The 14,723-nt window shown below is 60.8% G+C and carries 13 protein-coding genes; 9 read left to right on the forward strand and 4 right to left on the reverse strand.

Features of this window, described 5'->3' with window-relative positions; genetic code table 11:
* Positions 1-17 precede the first annotated feature (17 nt).
* From E8K79_RS17970 to holA, 8 genes are all read left to right on the forward strand, one after another.
* Positions 18-2,006 carry a HEAT repeat domain-containing protein gene (locus tag E8K79_RS17970; RefSeq protein ID WP_281276109.1) on the forward strand — a complete coding sequence of 663 codons (1,989 nt, stop codon included), beginning with the start codon at positions 18-20 and terminating at the stop codon, positions 2,004-2,006.
* Positions 2,006-2,872 carry a CheR family methyltransferase gene (locus tag E8K79_RS17975; RefSeq protein WP_136515910.1) on the forward strand — a complete coding sequence of 289 codons (867 nt, stop codon included), beginning with the start codon at positions 2,006-2,008 and terminating at the stop codon, positions 2,870-2,872. Before E8K79_RS17970 ends, E8K79_RS17975 begins: the two co-directional genes overlap by 1 nt.
* Entirely contained in the window at positions 2,869-3,936 is a 1,068-nt protein-coding gene (locus E8K79_RS17980; protein ID WP_136515911.1) for a protein-glutamate methylesterase/protein-glutamine glutaminase, read from the forward strand. Before E8K79_RS17975 ends, E8K79_RS17980 begins: the two co-directional genes overlap by 4 nt.
* Positions 3,937-3,964: 28 nt before the next feature.
* Positions 3,965-4,783: a GAF domain-containing protein gene (locus tag E8K79_RS17985; protein ID WP_136515912.1), complete on the forward strand. Its 819-nt coding sequence runs from the start codon at positions 3,965-3,967 to the stop codon at positions 4,781-4,783.
* Between the two features lie 29 nt (positions 4,784-4,812).
* Positions 4,813-5,190, forward strand: a complete 378-nt coding sequence (locus tag E8K79_RS17990) for a response regulator (RefSeq protein WP_129127110.1) — start codon at positions 4,813-4,815, stop codon at positions 5,188-5,190.
* A gap of 251 nt (positions 5,191-5,441) precedes the next feature.
* Entirely contained in the window at positions 5,442-7,916 is a 2,475-nt protein-coding gene (leuS, locus tag E8K79_RS17995) for a leucine--tRNA ligase (RefSeq protein WP_136515913.1), read from the forward strand.
* Between the two features lie 18 nt (positions 7,917-7,934).
* Positions 7,935-8,456 (forward strand): LptE family protein, encoded by a 522-nt coding sequence (gene lptE / locus E8K79_RS18000; protein ID WP_136515914.1) that lies wholly within the window; start codon positions 7,935-7,937, stop codon positions 8,454-8,456.
* Between the two features lie 81 nt (positions 8,457-8,537).
* On the forward strand, positions 8,538-9,542 hold the full coding sequence (gene holA / locus E8K79_RS18005; protein WP_136515915.1) for a DNA polymerase III subunit delta: 1,005 nt from the start codon (positions 8,538-8,540) through the stop codon (positions 9,540-9,542).
* A gap of 217 nt (positions 9,543-9,759) precedes the next feature.
* Here holA and rpsT read toward each other — a convergent pair whose 3' ends face one another.
* A complete protein-coding gene (gene rpsT, locus E8K79_RS18010) occupies positions 9,760-10,023 on the reverse strand; it encodes a 30S ribosomal protein S20 (RefSeq protein ID WP_135868260.1) in 264 nt (87 codons plus the stop codon).
* A 338-nt stretch (positions 10,024-10,361) separates the two neighbouring features.
* On the opposite strand from rpsT, the gene E8K79_RS18015 reads away from it, so the two are divergent.
* Positions 10,362-10,991, forward strand: coding sequence for a class I SAM-dependent DNA methyltransferase (locus E8K79_RS18015; RefSeq protein WP_136515916.1), 630 nt, complete (start codon positions 10,362-10,364; stop codon positions 10,989-10,991).
* A 103-nt stretch (positions 10,992-11,094) separates the two neighbouring features.
* On the opposite strand, the gene E8K79_RS18020 is transcribed toward E8K79_RS18015, so the two are convergent.
* From E8K79_RS18020 to E8K79_RS18030, 3 genes are all read right to left on the reverse strand, one after another.
* Positions 11,095-12,486: a cytochrome C gene (locus E8K79_RS18020; protein ID WP_136515917.1), complete on the reverse strand. Its 1,392-nt coding sequence runs from the start codon at positions 12,484-12,486 to the stop codon at positions 11,095-11,097.
* 243 nt (positions 12,487-12,729) lie between these two features.
* Entirely contained in the window at positions 12,730-14,187 is a 1,458-nt protein-coding gene (locus tag E8K79_RS18025) for a tetrathionate reductase family octaheme c-type cytochrome (protein ID WP_136515918.1), read from the reverse strand.
* 142 nt (positions 14,188-14,329) lie between these two features.
* A complete protein-coding gene (locus E8K79_RS18030; RefSeq protein WP_136515919.1) occupies positions 14,330-14,659 on the reverse strand; it encodes a hypothetical protein in 330 nt (109 codons plus the stop codon).
* Positions 14,660-14,723: the final 64 nt, after the last annotated feature.

Consider the following 14,723-nt stretch of genomic DNA (forward strand, 5'->3'; position numbering starts at 1 on the left):
CTACCGATCTGCAAGAAATCAACGAGAGACTCGCAGCCCCTGACGAGGAGCAAAGACGGTTTGCCGTCATGGCACTGCGCGGGCGTCCCTTCCCGGAGGCGATGGAACTGCTGTTCCGCGCCATGGCGGACGACAGCTGGCGCGTGCGTAAAGAGGCGGTGAGCGTGGTGCTGCAGGCACAACCTCTTTCCGCCGGGGCGCTCGAGGCTCTCATAGACCTCTTGCGGGCCTCGGACAACGCGGGGTTGCGTAACTCGGCGGTGGAGTCGCTGGAGCGGATCGGGGAGCCCGCTGTTGAAAAGCTCTGTGCTCACCTTGAGGACCCGGACCACGACCTGCGCAAGTTCATCATCGATATCCTCGGTAACATCCGCTGCGCTGCCTGCGTGCCGCTTCTGGTGCGGGCGCTGGACGACGAGGACATGAACGTCAGGGTAGCCGCCGCCGAGAATCTCGGAAAGATCGGTGACCGACGCGCCCTGCCGCACCTCCTCAAGGTGCTTGACGGCGGCGAGATCTGGTTCAAGTTCACCGTTCTCGATGCGCTTTCCTCGATAGGTATCCCGGTGCCGCTTGCGAAGCTCGAGCCGCTTTTGCAGGAAGGTCTCTTGCGGCGGGCGACCTACGACTGTCTTGCCGTGATCGGCGACGCAAAATGCGTCCCGCTGCTTTTGCAGGGGATGCACGAGAAGGCGAAGAACGCCCGCGAGGCGGCCGCCGTAGCCCTCATGCGGATCAGGGGGCGCCTGCCGGTTCAGGAGCGGGAGACGCTGATCGACCTGCAACTCAGGGAGCTTGCCGGCACCCTGGCGGCGAAAAAGCTCATCGACTCGCTGCACGGCGAGGACCCGGTGCTGATCGCCCTGCTGGCGCAGCTTTGCGGCATCATGCGCGACGAGCGCGCGGCGCTCCCTCTGGTGCGGGCCGCCCGTGCCGAGAGGCTGCGCGCTGGGTGCCTGGAGGCGCTGCGCTGCATAGGGGAACCGGTCCTGCCGCTGCTTCTCGAGCACTTCCCGGTTGCCGGCTCCAACGAACGGGCGGTGATCGTGCAACTGATCGCGGAAACGGAGCACCGCGGTAGTGACGCACTGCTTCTCTCTGCCCTCGAGGACGAAGGCGCGGAGGTCCGTCGCTGCGCCGCCCTCGCTGTGGGACGTCTCGCGCCTGCGGGCGCGGCACCGCGCGTGGCAGCGCTTCTTGATGATGACGACCCACAGGTGCGGGAGGGTGCGCTCGATGCGGTACAGCGTCTGGCCGCCGCCGACCGCGACGGGGTCTGCGCCATCTGCTCCAAGCTTCTGCGCAGCCGCGACGAGCGCAAAAGGCGGGACGCCGCGGTCATCCTCGGCGCGCTCTCCGATGGGGAGCGGCTCGCCCTGCTCGTGAAGGACGAGGACGCCACGGTGCGCCGCGCCGCAGTCGCCTCGCTTGCGCGGGTGGAATCGCCGCAGGCGCCTGCGGCGCTTGTCCTTTCTCTCTCCGATGAGGAACCGGAGGTGCGCATCGCCGCCGCCCAGGCCCTTGCGGAACGCGGCGGCCGCGACGTTCTGGCCCCCCTTTGCCTTGCGCTGAACGACCCGGACCCCTGGGTGCAGACCGCGGCGCTCAAGGGGCTCGCCGGGCTTGGGGACGCCGAGGCGCTTCCAGGCGTCATGGCGCTTTTGGATAAGGCTCAGGGACAGGTGCTGATCGCGGCGCTCAACACGGTTGCGGTACTTGGCGGAGCCAAGGCGCTCGCCCCGGTGCAAAAGGCGCTCAGTCACAGCGACGAGGAAGTGGTCGAGGCCGCCATCGGGATCCTCTCCGGCTTCGGCACCGAGTGGATCGGCGAGCATCGCGAGGAGCTTTTGGGGCACCCGCACTGGATGGTGCGGCGCTCCTTCGTGCGCGCCGTGGCGCAGCTTAAGGGGGCTGAGTCCCTGGCCGTTCTGGATCAGGCGCTTGCCCGTGAATCGGACCCGCTGGTGAAGAGCGAGATCGCCGAACTCATCGACAGGCTGCGCTAATGCCATATTTCGAACCGGAACTGCAACTGACGGAAGAGGAATTCCGCCTGATCAGGGACCTGATCTACAACCACTGCGGCCTCTTTTTCGACGACGACAGCAAGTACCTGCTCGACCGTCGTCTGTCGCAGAGGGTGTTCCATCACAACCTGTCCGGCTTCCGCGAGTACTACCAGTTCCTGAAGTACGATCGCAGGAAGGAAGAGGAGATCGCCGATATCATGGATCTCCTTACCACGAACGAGACCTACTTCTTCCGTGAGGCCTTCCAGCTAAGCGCCTTCACCGACGAGATCGTGCCTGAGCTTTTGAAGCTGAAGCAGCGCGAGCGCACTTTGCGCATCTGGAGTGCCGGCTGCTCCACCGGAGAGGAACCCTACACCATCGCGATGCTCCTCCTCGAGATGGGGCTTCATGGGTGGCGCATCGAGATCGTCGGCTCGGACATAAGCCACCGCGTGGTACAGCAGGCCCGCAAGGGGGTCTACACGAAGTCATCGTTCCGTGCGACCGAGGAGCACTACCTGAAACGCTTCTTCACGGAGACCGACGAGGGGTACCGCATCTGTGACGAGGTCCGGGAGCTGGTCACCATCAGCCAGATGAACCTCTTTGACGCCAACCGTCTGGCGCTTCTGGGGAAGATGGACGTGATTTTCTGTCGTAACGTGATCATCTACTTCGACCAGAGTTCCAAGAAACGGGTGATCGAATCTTTTTACAATACGTTGCGCGGCGGCGGGTACCTCCTGCTGGGGCACTCGGAGTCGCTCATGAACATATCGACCGCATTTGCACTGAAGCACTTGAAAAATGACATGGTCTATCAGAAGACGGATACGATCAGCGTCGGAGTGGCCTCGTGAAAAAGATACGTGTAGTAGTCGTCGACGATTCGGCCTATAATCGCCGCGCTATCACCAGGATGCTGGAGGAACTCCCGGGCGTCCAGGTGGTGGGATACGCCACAAACGGCGAGGAGGGGATTCGCAGGGTCATCGACCTCACCCCGGACCTGGTGACGCTGGACCTCGAGATGCCGCGCATGGACGGTTTCACCATGCTCCGCATCCTTATGGCGAGTACGCCGGTCCCGGTGATCGTGATCAGTTCCACCTCCGGTGACGAGAAGGTCTTCAAGGCGCTCGAGCTTGGCGCCGTGGATTTCATCGCCAAGCCGACCAGTGTCATCTCGGACGAACTTTTGAAGATCCAGCAGGACCTGCACCAGAAGGTCCAGGCGGTCTTCAAGCTGAACATGGCGCGGGTGCAGAAGCGGGTCGAACCGGCCCCTCCCGCTCCCGAGGTAACCGTTCCCGCGGTAGCCGCCGGGGCGAACAGCAGCGTAGATATCGTTGCCATCGGCTCCTCCACCGGAGGTCCGCCGGCGCTGCAGCGTATCTTCGCATCGTTCAGGGAGGCGCCTCCCTTCGCCATGGTCGTCTCTCAGCACATGCCGGCCGGTTTCACCACCGCCTTCGCCGAGAGACTGAACCGCAGCAGCGGCTTCGATGTGCGCGAGGCGAAGGACGGCGACGAGGTGCTCCCCGGGCGTGCGCTCATCGCGCCGGGCGGGCGAAACCTCATTTTCGAGAGGTCGGGGGACAAGGTCGTCGCCAGGGTCGTTCCTCCCGGGCTCAAGGACAGGTACGTACCGTCGGTGGACGTGATGTTCCGCTCCTGTGCCGAACTCTACCGCAACCGGATGCTCGCCGTCGTGCTTACCGGGATGGGGAACGACGGCGCCGCCGGGGTGCGCGAGGCCAAGACGGCAGGCGCCCAGGTCATCGCGGAATCCGAGGAGTCCGCCGTGGTCTTCGGTATGCCGCGCGAGGCGATAGCGACGGGAGTCGTGGACAGGGTGGTGCCCATGGATGCCATGGTGCGGGAGATAGTGCTTCGTTGCGGCCTCGTGCCGCGATTTGGTTGATCAAAAGACGATGTAAGCCGGGGTGCGCATGCAAAAGGACGATGAACGTTTGGTTCATAGCAGGGGCGAAGAGTTCCTGCAGGTTTTCAAGAAGGGAGCGGAGTTCACCCAGGATCTGCTTCGGGAGAACGAGCGCCTGAGGTTCCGGCTGCTGGAGCTGGAGAATGGCCAGTCTTCGGGCGAAGCCGCGCCGGCTGCCGAGCTCACCAAGCTTAGCGAGCGGATCGCGGACCTGGAAAGGGAGAAGCAGGAGATCCTGGACCGGATCAAGCAGGTCGAGGAGGAGAACCAGGACTTCGCCGCGCGCTACATCGAGATAGAGGACGAGAACAACAACCTCGCCAACCTCTACATCGCGAGCTACCAGCTCCACTCCACGCTCGACTTCAAGGAAGTGCTCCAGATCATCACCGAGATCATCATCAACCTGATCGGTGCCGAGGAGTTCGCCATCCTTCTTCTGGACGAGAAGAGCGACGAACTGCAGGCGGTCTCCACCGAGGGGGTGGACCGGAGCGAAATCCCGGTGGTGCGCCTAGGTAAGGGGATCATCGGCGGGGTGGCACAGTCCGGTGAGAGTCACTTCGCCGCCGACTGCGACGCCTACGAGCGCGACTTCAACGCCCCGATGGTCTGCATCCCGCTCAAGATCAAGGAGCACGTCATCGGCGTTCTTGCGATCTACAAGCTGTTGATGCAGAAAACGGAGTTCGCCGCGGTCGATTACGAGCTCTTCACCCTGCTCGCCGGGCATGCCGCGACCGCGATCTTCAGTTCGCGTCTTTACAACGACTCGGAGCGGAAGTTGTCGACCATTCAGGGGTTCATTGATCTCTTGACGAAATAACAGATGTTGTAATGGGGGATAAAGTTCAGATGTCAGATTACAACGTATTGATAGTCGAAGATTCACCCACCATGAGGCAGCTGATCGCCTTTGCGCTGAAGCGTATCAGGGGGGTGCGCATCGTCGAGGCCAACGACGGGGTCGACGGTCTGAAGAAGCTTTCCTCGGAGCGTTTCGACCTGATTCTCACCGACATCAACATGCCCATCATGGACGGGCTTAAGCTGGTGAGCCTGGTGCGTAACGACGCCAACTACAAGGCGATCCCGATCGTGGTCATCACCACCGAAGGAGCCCAGGAAGACCGCGAGCGCGCCCTGGCCCTCGGTGCGAACGACTACATCACCAAGCCGATCCAGCCGACGAAGATCCTCGACGTCGCCAAGGGGCTGCTCAGGATCGTCTAGGAAGTGCTCGAACCGGGGGCGTCCGGAGAGGCGTGCCCCGGTGCCGGTCGTCCTTTAGGTTTAGCAGGCCTCGGGTTCTGTGATACCCATGATTCCAAGGACTCCCATTATTCCCATGGCTCCCATGAGTCCTACCATGGTCCCCATGAGCCTTAAAGGCTCCTTTTTTCAAAATTCCCCGCAGCCATCATCGCTGCATACTAAATAAATTGCGCGTCCCCTTGAGGGGGGCGCTCGAAGGTGGGCTTCAAATGGAAGAGAAATACGTCCCCTCGGCGGTCGAGGGCAAATGGCAGCAGTTCTGGGCAACGCACAACAGCTTCGAGGCGACCGAAGACGCGAGCCGCAAGAAGTACTACCTCCTGGAGATGTTCCCTTATCCCTCCGGTAAGATCCACATGGGTCACGTGAGGAACTACTCGATCGGCGACGTCATCGCGCGCTTCAAGCGCATGCAGGGTTACAACGTGCTGCACCCGATGGGTTGGGATGCCTTCGGCATGCCGGCCGAGAACGCGGCCATCCAGAACAAGAGCCATCCCGCCAAGTGGACCTACGAGAACATCGCCTACATGCGCGGGCAGCTAAAGCGCCTGGGGCTCTCCTACGACTGGGAGCGCGAACTCGCGACCTGCGACGTCGACTACTACAAGTGGGAGCAGAAGATCTTCCTCGAGATGTACAAGAAGGGGCTCGCCTACAAGAAGTCCTCCGCCGTCAACTGGTGCCCTAAATGCGAGACCGTGCTCGCCAACGAGCAGGTCGAGGACGGCTGCTGCTGGCGCTGCGACTCGCTGGTCGAACAGAAGGAACTGGAGCAGTGGTCCTTCAGGATCACTAACTACGCCCAGGAACTTCTGGACGATACCTACAAGCTCTCCGGCTGGCCCGAGCGCGTCCTCACCATGCAGAGGAACTGGATCGGCCGCTCGGTAGGCTGCGAGATCGAGTTCCCGCTCGAGAGTGGACTCTCCAAGATCAAGGTCTTCACCACCAGGCCGGACACCCTCTTCGGTGCCACCTTCATGTCGCTTGCCGCCGAGCACCCCATGGCGCTTGAGCTCACAAGCGACGCGCAGCGTTCCGCAGTCGAGGCGTTCATCGACAAGGTGAAGAAGATCGACCGCATCAAGCGCTCCGACGAGGACCAGGAGAAGGAAGGCGTCTTCACCGGATCTTACTGCGTGAACCCGCTCACCAACGTGAAAATGCCGATCTACCTCGCCAACTTCGTCCTCATGGGCTACGGTACCGGCGCGGTCATGGCGGTGCCGACCCACGACCAGCGCGACTTCGAGTTCGCCAAGAAATACGACCTGCCGCTCAAGGTGGTGATCCAGCCGGAAGGGGAGACCCTTGACGCCGCGACCATGACCGAGGCGTACACCGACGAGGGGACCATGGTCAACTCGGGGCGCTTCGACGGCATGGGCAACGGCGACGCCAAGGAGGCCATCGCCGACTTCCTCGAGAAGGAAAGTATCGGCAAGAAGACGGTCAACTACCGCCTGCGCGACTGGGGCATCTCCCGCCAGCGTTACTGGGGGAACCCGATCCCGGTGATCAACTGCGACCTCTGCGGCGTGGTGCCGGTCCCGGAGACGGACCTGCCGGTCGTGCTCCCGATGGATGCCGAGTTCACCGGCGAGGGGGGGAACCCGCTCGCGCGCGTCGAGAGCTTCACCAACTGCACCTGCCCGCAGTGCGGCGAGGCGGCCCGCCGCGAAACCGACACCATGGACACCTTCGTGCAGTCCTCCTGGTACTTCCTGCGTTACTGCTCGCCGAAATTCACCGCAGGTCCGCTGGACCGCGAGAAGGTCGAGCACTGGATGCCGGTGGACCAGTACATCGGCGGGATCGAGCACGCCGTTTTGCACCTGCTCTACGCCCGCTTCTTCACCAAGGTGCTGAGGGACCTTGGCTACTGCAACGTGGACGAGCCGTTCTCCAACCTTTTGACCCAGGGGATGGTGATCAAGGACGGCGCCAAGATGTCCAAATCCAAAGGGAACGTCGTCGACCCGAACGCCCTCATCGAGCGCTACGGGGCCGACACGGCGCGCCTTTTCTCTCTCTTCGCGGCACCGCCGGAGAAGGACCTCGACTGGAGCGACCAGGGGGTGGACGGCAGCTACCGCTTCCTGAACCGCGTCTGGCGCCTGGTCTTCGACGTCCTGCCGGCGATCAAAGGGGCCGGTGCCGTCAAGGCAGACGCACTTTCCGCAGAAGGGAAGAAGCTGCGCCGTGCGGTGCACAAGACCATCAAGAAGGTCTCCGAGGACATCGAGGAGCGTTTCCACTTCAACACCGCCATCGCTGCGGTCATGGAGCTGGTGAACTCCATCCAGGGCTTCGGCGCCAAAGACGCCCCGGAGAACGTCGCCGTGGTGCGCGAGGCCGCCGAGTCGGTTATCCGTCTGCTCGCCCCCTTCGTGCCGCATTTCGCCGAAGAACTCTGGGCTGAACTCGGCCACGAGGTCGGGCTCGAAGCGTCCGGCTGGCCCAGCTATGACGCCGATGCCGTCGTGGACGAGGAGATCACCGTAGTCGTCCAGGTGAACGGCAAGCTAAGAAGCAAGCTGACCGTCGCCCCGGACGCCAAGGAAGAGGACGTGCGCACCGCCGCCCTCGCCGACGAGAAGATCAAACCGTACCTGGAAGGGAAGGAGATCAAGAAAGTCGTCTACGTTCCGGGCAAACTGGTCAGCGTGGTGGTCGCCTAGGGCGCGGGGAAAAGTATCATGTCATCGCGCAGACTACTTTGCCGCATCGGCGCGGCGCTTCTCGTGGTCGCTGCCCTCAGCGGCTGCGGCTACCGCCCCGTTGTCCAACACGGCCCGCTGGCGCAGGGGGGCGGCGTCAACGTCGTCCTCTTCGCCAACAAGAGCTACCGTGCCGGTGTGGAAGCGGTTCTTGGTCGTCACATGATCAATGAATTCGCGCTTCGTACCGGCGGGCGCGTCCTCCCCGCCGACCGTGCCGATTTCGAACTCACCGGCACCGTAGTCTCCTACGGCACGACGCCCGTCTCCTACACCGCGGCGGACGCGATAAAGGAGTATCGGGCGGTCCTTACCGTGCAGGCCGTGCTGCGTGAGCAACGCTCGCAAAAGGTGCTCTGGAAGGGGGATCTCTCCGAACAGCAGGTCTACCCGGTGAACGCGGATATCGCACTGCAGCAAAATGCCGAGGATGCCGCGATAGAAAAGGTGTGCCGTCGTCTCTCCGAGCGGGTCTGGCAGCAGATCAGCCAGCGTTTCTAGTCTGTTCAGCGCGGTTCGCAAACCACAACGCCGCCCATTCAGCATAAGGCTGGTGGGCGGCTTTTTTCGCATGAGGTGTTCATGAAACCGGAAGAGTTCAACAGGGCCGTGGAGAAAGGGGAGCTCGCTTCCCTGTACCTTTTGTACGGCGACGAGCCGTACCTGGTCGAGCGTGCCGTGAAGAAACTCATGGATCGCGCCGTAGATCCTGGGTTCCGCGACTTCAACCTGAACGTCTTCTACGGCAACGAATGCAAGGGGGATGAGGTGTTCAGCGCGGCACAGACCCTGCCGATGTTCGCCGAACGACGCGTCGTCCTGGTGAAGAAGGGGGGAGATCTCTCCGCCGCTGCCATGGAGGTACTGCTCCCCTATTTGCAGGACCCGTCACCCGGCACCTGTCTCATCCTGCAGGCTGAGAAGGTCGACGGCCGCAAGAAGTTCTACGCCGAGTTCAAGAAGCGCGGTGAGGCTGTGGAATTCAAGCGCCCCTACGAGAACCAGTTGGGCCCCTACGTGCGCGACGAGGTGCGTGCCGCCGGCAAGAAGATCGAGCCCGCAGCCGCCGAACTTCTCGCCTACCTCGTAGGAAACAACCTGCAGGAACTTGTCTCCCAGATCGAGAAGCTCTGCATCTACTGCGGCAAGAACGAGACGGTGACCGTGGCCGACGTGAGAACCATCGTCTCGGACACCAAGGTCGAGAGCGTCTTCGAGTTCACAGATGCGCTGGGCTCCAAGGAGCTTCCCCGTGCGCTCAAGCTGCTGACCTCCCTTTTCCAGGATGGCGAGGCGCCGTTGCGCGTCCTGGGTGCCGTTGCACGGCATTACCGCCAGCTCTGGCAGGTGCGCGAGCTCATGGATCGGAAGGTGCCGCAGTCCGAGCTGGCCAAGGCCTCCGGGATCAACCCATATTTTCTCGGCAAGGTGACCGCGCAGGCGAAGAACTACACGGCCGCTGAGCTGAAGCGGATTTTCGAGAAGATGTTGGAGCTGGATGTAGCCTTCAAGTCAGGCGGACTTGAAGAGCCGCTTTTCGAGCGTTTCGTAATGGAAGCATGCCGGCGGCCGGAAGGCAGGCGCTAAGAAGTCAGTTGCAGGAAAGAAAGGCAGATGAAGGCAGAGGCGTTTTAGCTCCCTCCCCTGGAGGGGGAGGGTAGGGGAGGGGGAAATCTAACCGGCCCCTTGGTGTGGTGATCTCGTAGAGGTCGAGCCGGAGGGCCCGTCGCCGCCGGTAGTACAAACTAGAAAAGGGAATACCCGAATGGGCATTCCCTTTTTGCTTTTATCGATCCCTTACCGGTTAGGCCAGGGTGTTGACCAGTTTGGTGAGACGGGAGACGTTCCTGGAAGCGTTGGAGGAGTGGATGATCCCCTTGGTTGCAGCGCCGTCGATGACCGGGATAGCCGCAGCCAGAGCAGCCTTTGCCGCATCCTGATCCTTGGTAGCAACCGCTTCGCGGACGCGCTTTATGAAAGTACGGAGAGTAGAACGCTCGTGCTTGTTGCGCTCGGTCCTCTTAGCCGTCTGCTTGATCCTCTTGATTGCCGATTTATGATTTGCCAAACTGCACCTCCAGTATTTTAAAAAATGTAGCTTTTTGATTTTTGGAAAGAGGAATTTTATAGCACCGAGGGCGCAGTGTGTCAAGCACAAAACCGCCCGCTGTGGGAAAAAAGATCCTCAGCGCGAACAGGGCACACTACCATTGTTTCAGCTGCAACGCCAGCAAAAAGAACCGATGGCAACATTTTGTTGCACCCCCATCCTTCCCATTCCCGATTCCCGCAACCCGCGGCCCGCGGCGCCACCATGTTCGCTGCGAGCCCACCTCTACTTGACATTCACCTTCTTGAATATTATGCTGCGTCAGCCAAAGAACTAACGACCCCGGAGGCAAAGCCATGCAAAACGACAACAAGCGGGATTTCGATGCCGTAGCTGAAAAATGGGACGAGGAACCCCGCCGTCTGAAGCTCGCCCAAGAGGTGGTGGCGGCCATGCGCCGGGAACTTCCCCTCACTTCCTCCATGCAAGCCCTTGACTACGGTTGCGGCAGCGGGCTGGTCACGCTGGGGCTGCAGCCCTCGGTAGGCCGGATCACCGGCGCCGACAGCTCCAAGGGGATGCTGGAGGTTCTGCAGCGGAAGATCAAAGAGCGGGGGCTCTCCAACGTTGCCACCATGCTGCTGGATCTGGAACACCAGGAACTGGAGCAAAGCTACGATCTGATCGTGAGCAGCATGACACTGCACCACGTACAGGACGCAGCGAGCCTGATCAACTCTCTCGCCCAATCCCTAAACCCTGGCGGATGGCTCGCCCTGGCCGATCTCGAGAGCGAGGACGGTACCTTTCACGACGACCCGAAGGGAGTGCTGCACCACGGTTTCTCCAGGGAGTTTCTCGCCGAGGCATTCTCTCGATGCGGCCTTACCGACGTCCGGGTGGTGACCGCCACCACGGTAGACAAAAAACGTGAAAACGGAGCGGTAGTCCCCTATCCGGTGCTGCTCTGCCTGGGACGCAAATAGCCTGCTTGTCTACACGCTCTAGGCTGTGCACTCATAACCAGGAACTAAAAAAGGCCCTCCTTTTCAGGAGGGCCTTTTCCATTCGTTACTGCAGAGAGAATGCCTACCACTCTTCCTTCTGTTTCTTGGCAACCTTCTCCATGTAGAGCTCGGGACTTGTCAGCTTTACGATCTCCTTGTCGCTGTAGCCGAGATCCTTGAAGTTGAGCACGCCGTTGGGAGCGTGGCAGTTCGCACAGTAAAGCGCCTTCGTCTTGGTGACCAGGTGGTTGCTGCCGAAGTAGACGGTCTGCCAGCCCGGCACCGCCTCCTTGGCTATCTTCTCCGGGTTCTTGAGGCCAAGGGTCTTCGCAGCTGAGAGGACTCCGGCGCGGGTGTCGCCACTCGACATCGGCTGCGCGAAGTCCATGGAAAGAAGCTGGCCGGTCTGCTTGTTGTAGTAGGCCCTACCCTGGAAAATCTTGAACGGGGTGATTTTGCTCTTACCGTCCTTCCTGCTCCCCTTGGGCCCGATGAAATGCGGCGTGTTCTTCACCGTACCGTTGTACCAGGCGTACACCGGCGTCGTTTCGTTCGCCTCTTTTTTCAGCGTGGTCGGCTCGTAGAACTTATCCGCGGTCTGTTCCCACACGGTGAAGTCCTTGGCGAAGGCTCCGCCGGTGCGCGGAATATGGCAGGTCTGGCAGGCGATCTTCGCACTGTGGCGGTTAAGGTCGGCATCCTTGTGCGGTTTCACACCATGGCAGGAGGTGTCGGCGCAGGAGACGAACACCCCGTCGTTTGCCCAGTTGTTGGGATCGTGACCGCTTGGCATCTTGTGGTTCTTCGCCTTGTGGCAGTCCACGCAGACCATACCTTTAGCGGCGTGGGCATCGGTGTCCTTGGTGAAGGTGAAGCCGCGCTTCACGATGACCCCGCCCCCTGCCGCCTCATGACAGACCATGCAGTTCTTGACGGTGGGCTTGCCGATCGCCAGGGCCGCCTTGACGCTGCGATCCTGCCCCATGACCACTTCCCCCTTTTCGTTCTTGAACGGCTTTCTCTGCCGGAAGTCGTAGTCCGTGGAGTGGCACACGAGGCAGTCGACGGCGGCCGCCGCGGCGGGGCCGGTGCTGCCGACGTCGGAGAGGTGGTTGCCGGGATGACAGGTGTTGCACCCGGAGAACTTGCTCTTACCGGTGATCGGGCTCTTCGGGATCTCTTTCAGGTTGTTGACGATGTCGTTTCCGTTGCACATGACGTAGATGCGGTTTTTCATCCCGTACTCAAGCTTCGGGTTGAGGTTGTCCACGTTGGTCACCTTGGATGCATGCTTCCAGTGCACCGTGTCCAGAAAGGCCTTGGCGGTGCCGGGGTGGCACTCCTCGCAGGTCTCGGGCCCCTTGTAGCCGTTCTTCTCGATGGATTCTTTCCCGGGATGTTCGCTTGCTGCCAGGGCAGCCGTCGCTGCCAAGGCAAGACAAAGCACGACCGCCGTCACGCTTTTCTTACTCATAAAGGCCCTCCTCGTGTGTTTGATCGCAATCAGTGATGTTATCGGCAGATGGCGCTAATAGTTTAGTATTCTTCCGAGGTATGTCGAGTCTTTCGCTGACACTATTTCCCGCCTGCTTCGTGACAAAGGTCGATCCCCCTTCTGTCAGTCAGTGCGAGAGGTGGCACCGGAACGAAACGCGGTCCCAACGGAAAAAGGGGCGGATTGCTCCGCCCCCTGTTACATCGTATCTGCTCTTTTTAACTACTTCTTCGCTACCTTCTTTGCAGCCTTGGCGAACCTGCCGCCGGTCTGCATCGGGTCGGCCTTGTATCCGAGCGCCTTCCAGTCGAGGCGGTTGCCGCCCATGTGGCACTCACCGCACTGCAGCGCCTCTTCCTTGGGGGACACCTCGTGCTGTGCCGCGATGTACGCCTCGGTGTTCACGAACTGGTATTTTCCGCTGTAGGGGAGGCCGGAACCTTCGGCGCCCAGACGGCACGCCTTATCCCAGTTGTAGTCGACCCACAGGGACTTGTACTGCTGGAAGATGATCAGGTTCTTGTACTTTGCGTCCATCGGCTGGTCGCCCTTGTAGAGCTTGTAAGGGTAGATCTTGGCCTTCTGGTCCTTGATGTCGCCAACCGGGCGCATCATCATCACCGGCTTCTTCGGATCCTTGACCTTGTCACCCACCATGTAGCGCTCAACCATGCCGTTGCTCCAGGCGTAGACCGGCTTCACGTTCATGCCCCAGATGAAGGTTCCCTTGTGCTTGGCGAAGGTCTCCTTGTCGAACTGCTCTTCCGCGGTGATGTTCTTGCCCACATCGGACCAGTGCCATGCCATTTTGGTTGCCTGGCCTTTTGCGAAGAACGGGATATGGCAGGTCTGGCAGGCGACGGTTGCGAGGTGTTTGTTGATGATCGCGCCATTTTTGGCCTTTTTGTGCGGGGCCTTTGCGCCGGAGTGACACTGCTCACAGTTCACGCGGGCGTCGTAGTGCGCCATCATGCTCGAGGCGCCGCCGATCTTGTGCTGCTTGGTGACGTGGCATGCCTGGCACGCCATGTCCTGGCCGCCGCTTTCCTTGGTGCCCATGTGGACATCCTGGGACTTCTTCGGTTTTTCGAGGGTGGAGTCGAGCCCCGCGTTTTTCACCGCGTCGCCGCCGCCGCCGTAGAAGTGGCAGGAGCCGCAGTTCTTACGGCCCGGGAGGCCTACGCTCTGTGCGGCAACGTTCAGGTCCATGCTCTTCTTGTCGATGCTCTTGCTGTCGATGTCGCAGCCGACGGTGGCCCTGGTGTAGTTACCTTTCTGCGCGTGGCAGATAAGGCAGTCGACCTTGGTCTTGTCGGTGAAGTCGAAGTTGGTACGGGTCCAGCCGTAACCTGCGTGGCACTTGCCGCAGGACTCGTGTACCACCCCTTCCTTGCCCCCCTGGATCGAGGTGCAGAAGGAGTTGATCATGTTGGACTTGCCGTACTTCTTGGTGCTCTTCTCCATCCCCTTGACCATGTTCGGGGTTCCGGCCCAGGTCCAGTGGGTAGTTTTCATGAAGTCAGCTGCCTGCTGTTCGTGGCACTCAAGGCAGACCTTGGTTACTTCGGTGCCGCTTTTGAACGGCCCCTTAACGAACTCGGAATGGTCGACCGCCGCCATCCCTTGGGCGGCTGCCGCAAGCATCGCGATCCCCGCCAGAACTCCCAGAATACCTTTCATATAACCTCCCGTGATGAAGCGGCTAGGCGCCGCCTGAAACACTATCTAAGGCCTTATATATATTAAATTTGATATACATTTGGCCAAAAAGAAGCGCTGCAATTCGAAAACTACAGCGCCGTCTACGAGGAACCCGGTCGGACTAACAGCCGGCTGTTTTCCTGAACAGTTTGGAGACGTTCTTGCCGTCGATAACCTCGTACTTGCAGCGGATCTCGTCCCCTTCGACGATCCTGTGGTCCTTGAACTTGTCCAGGGTAAGGTCGTCGTTCACGGTGATGACCACGGGCTGCTCGGTTTTGTTGTCCTTCAAGGTGGCGGTGGCGGTTTTTGCGTCGGCGCCGGCGATCTCGATCTTGGTGATCACGCCTACCATCTTGATTTCCTCACCTGCGCTTGCCACGTTGCCGAAGCAGAGGATGCTGAGCGCTGCAACTGCTACCAGGACCATTACCGAAACTGCTTTTTTCATCTTCGTTCTCCTTTTATGGGGGCGGCGACTCAGTCGCCGCCCCTGTGCATGGTGCTTCATCTGG

The organism is Geomonas edaphica (assembly GCF_004917075.1).
Taxonomy (GTDB): Bacteria; Desulfobacterota; Desulfuromonadia; order Geobacterales; family Geobacteraceae; genus Geomonas; species Geomonas edaphica.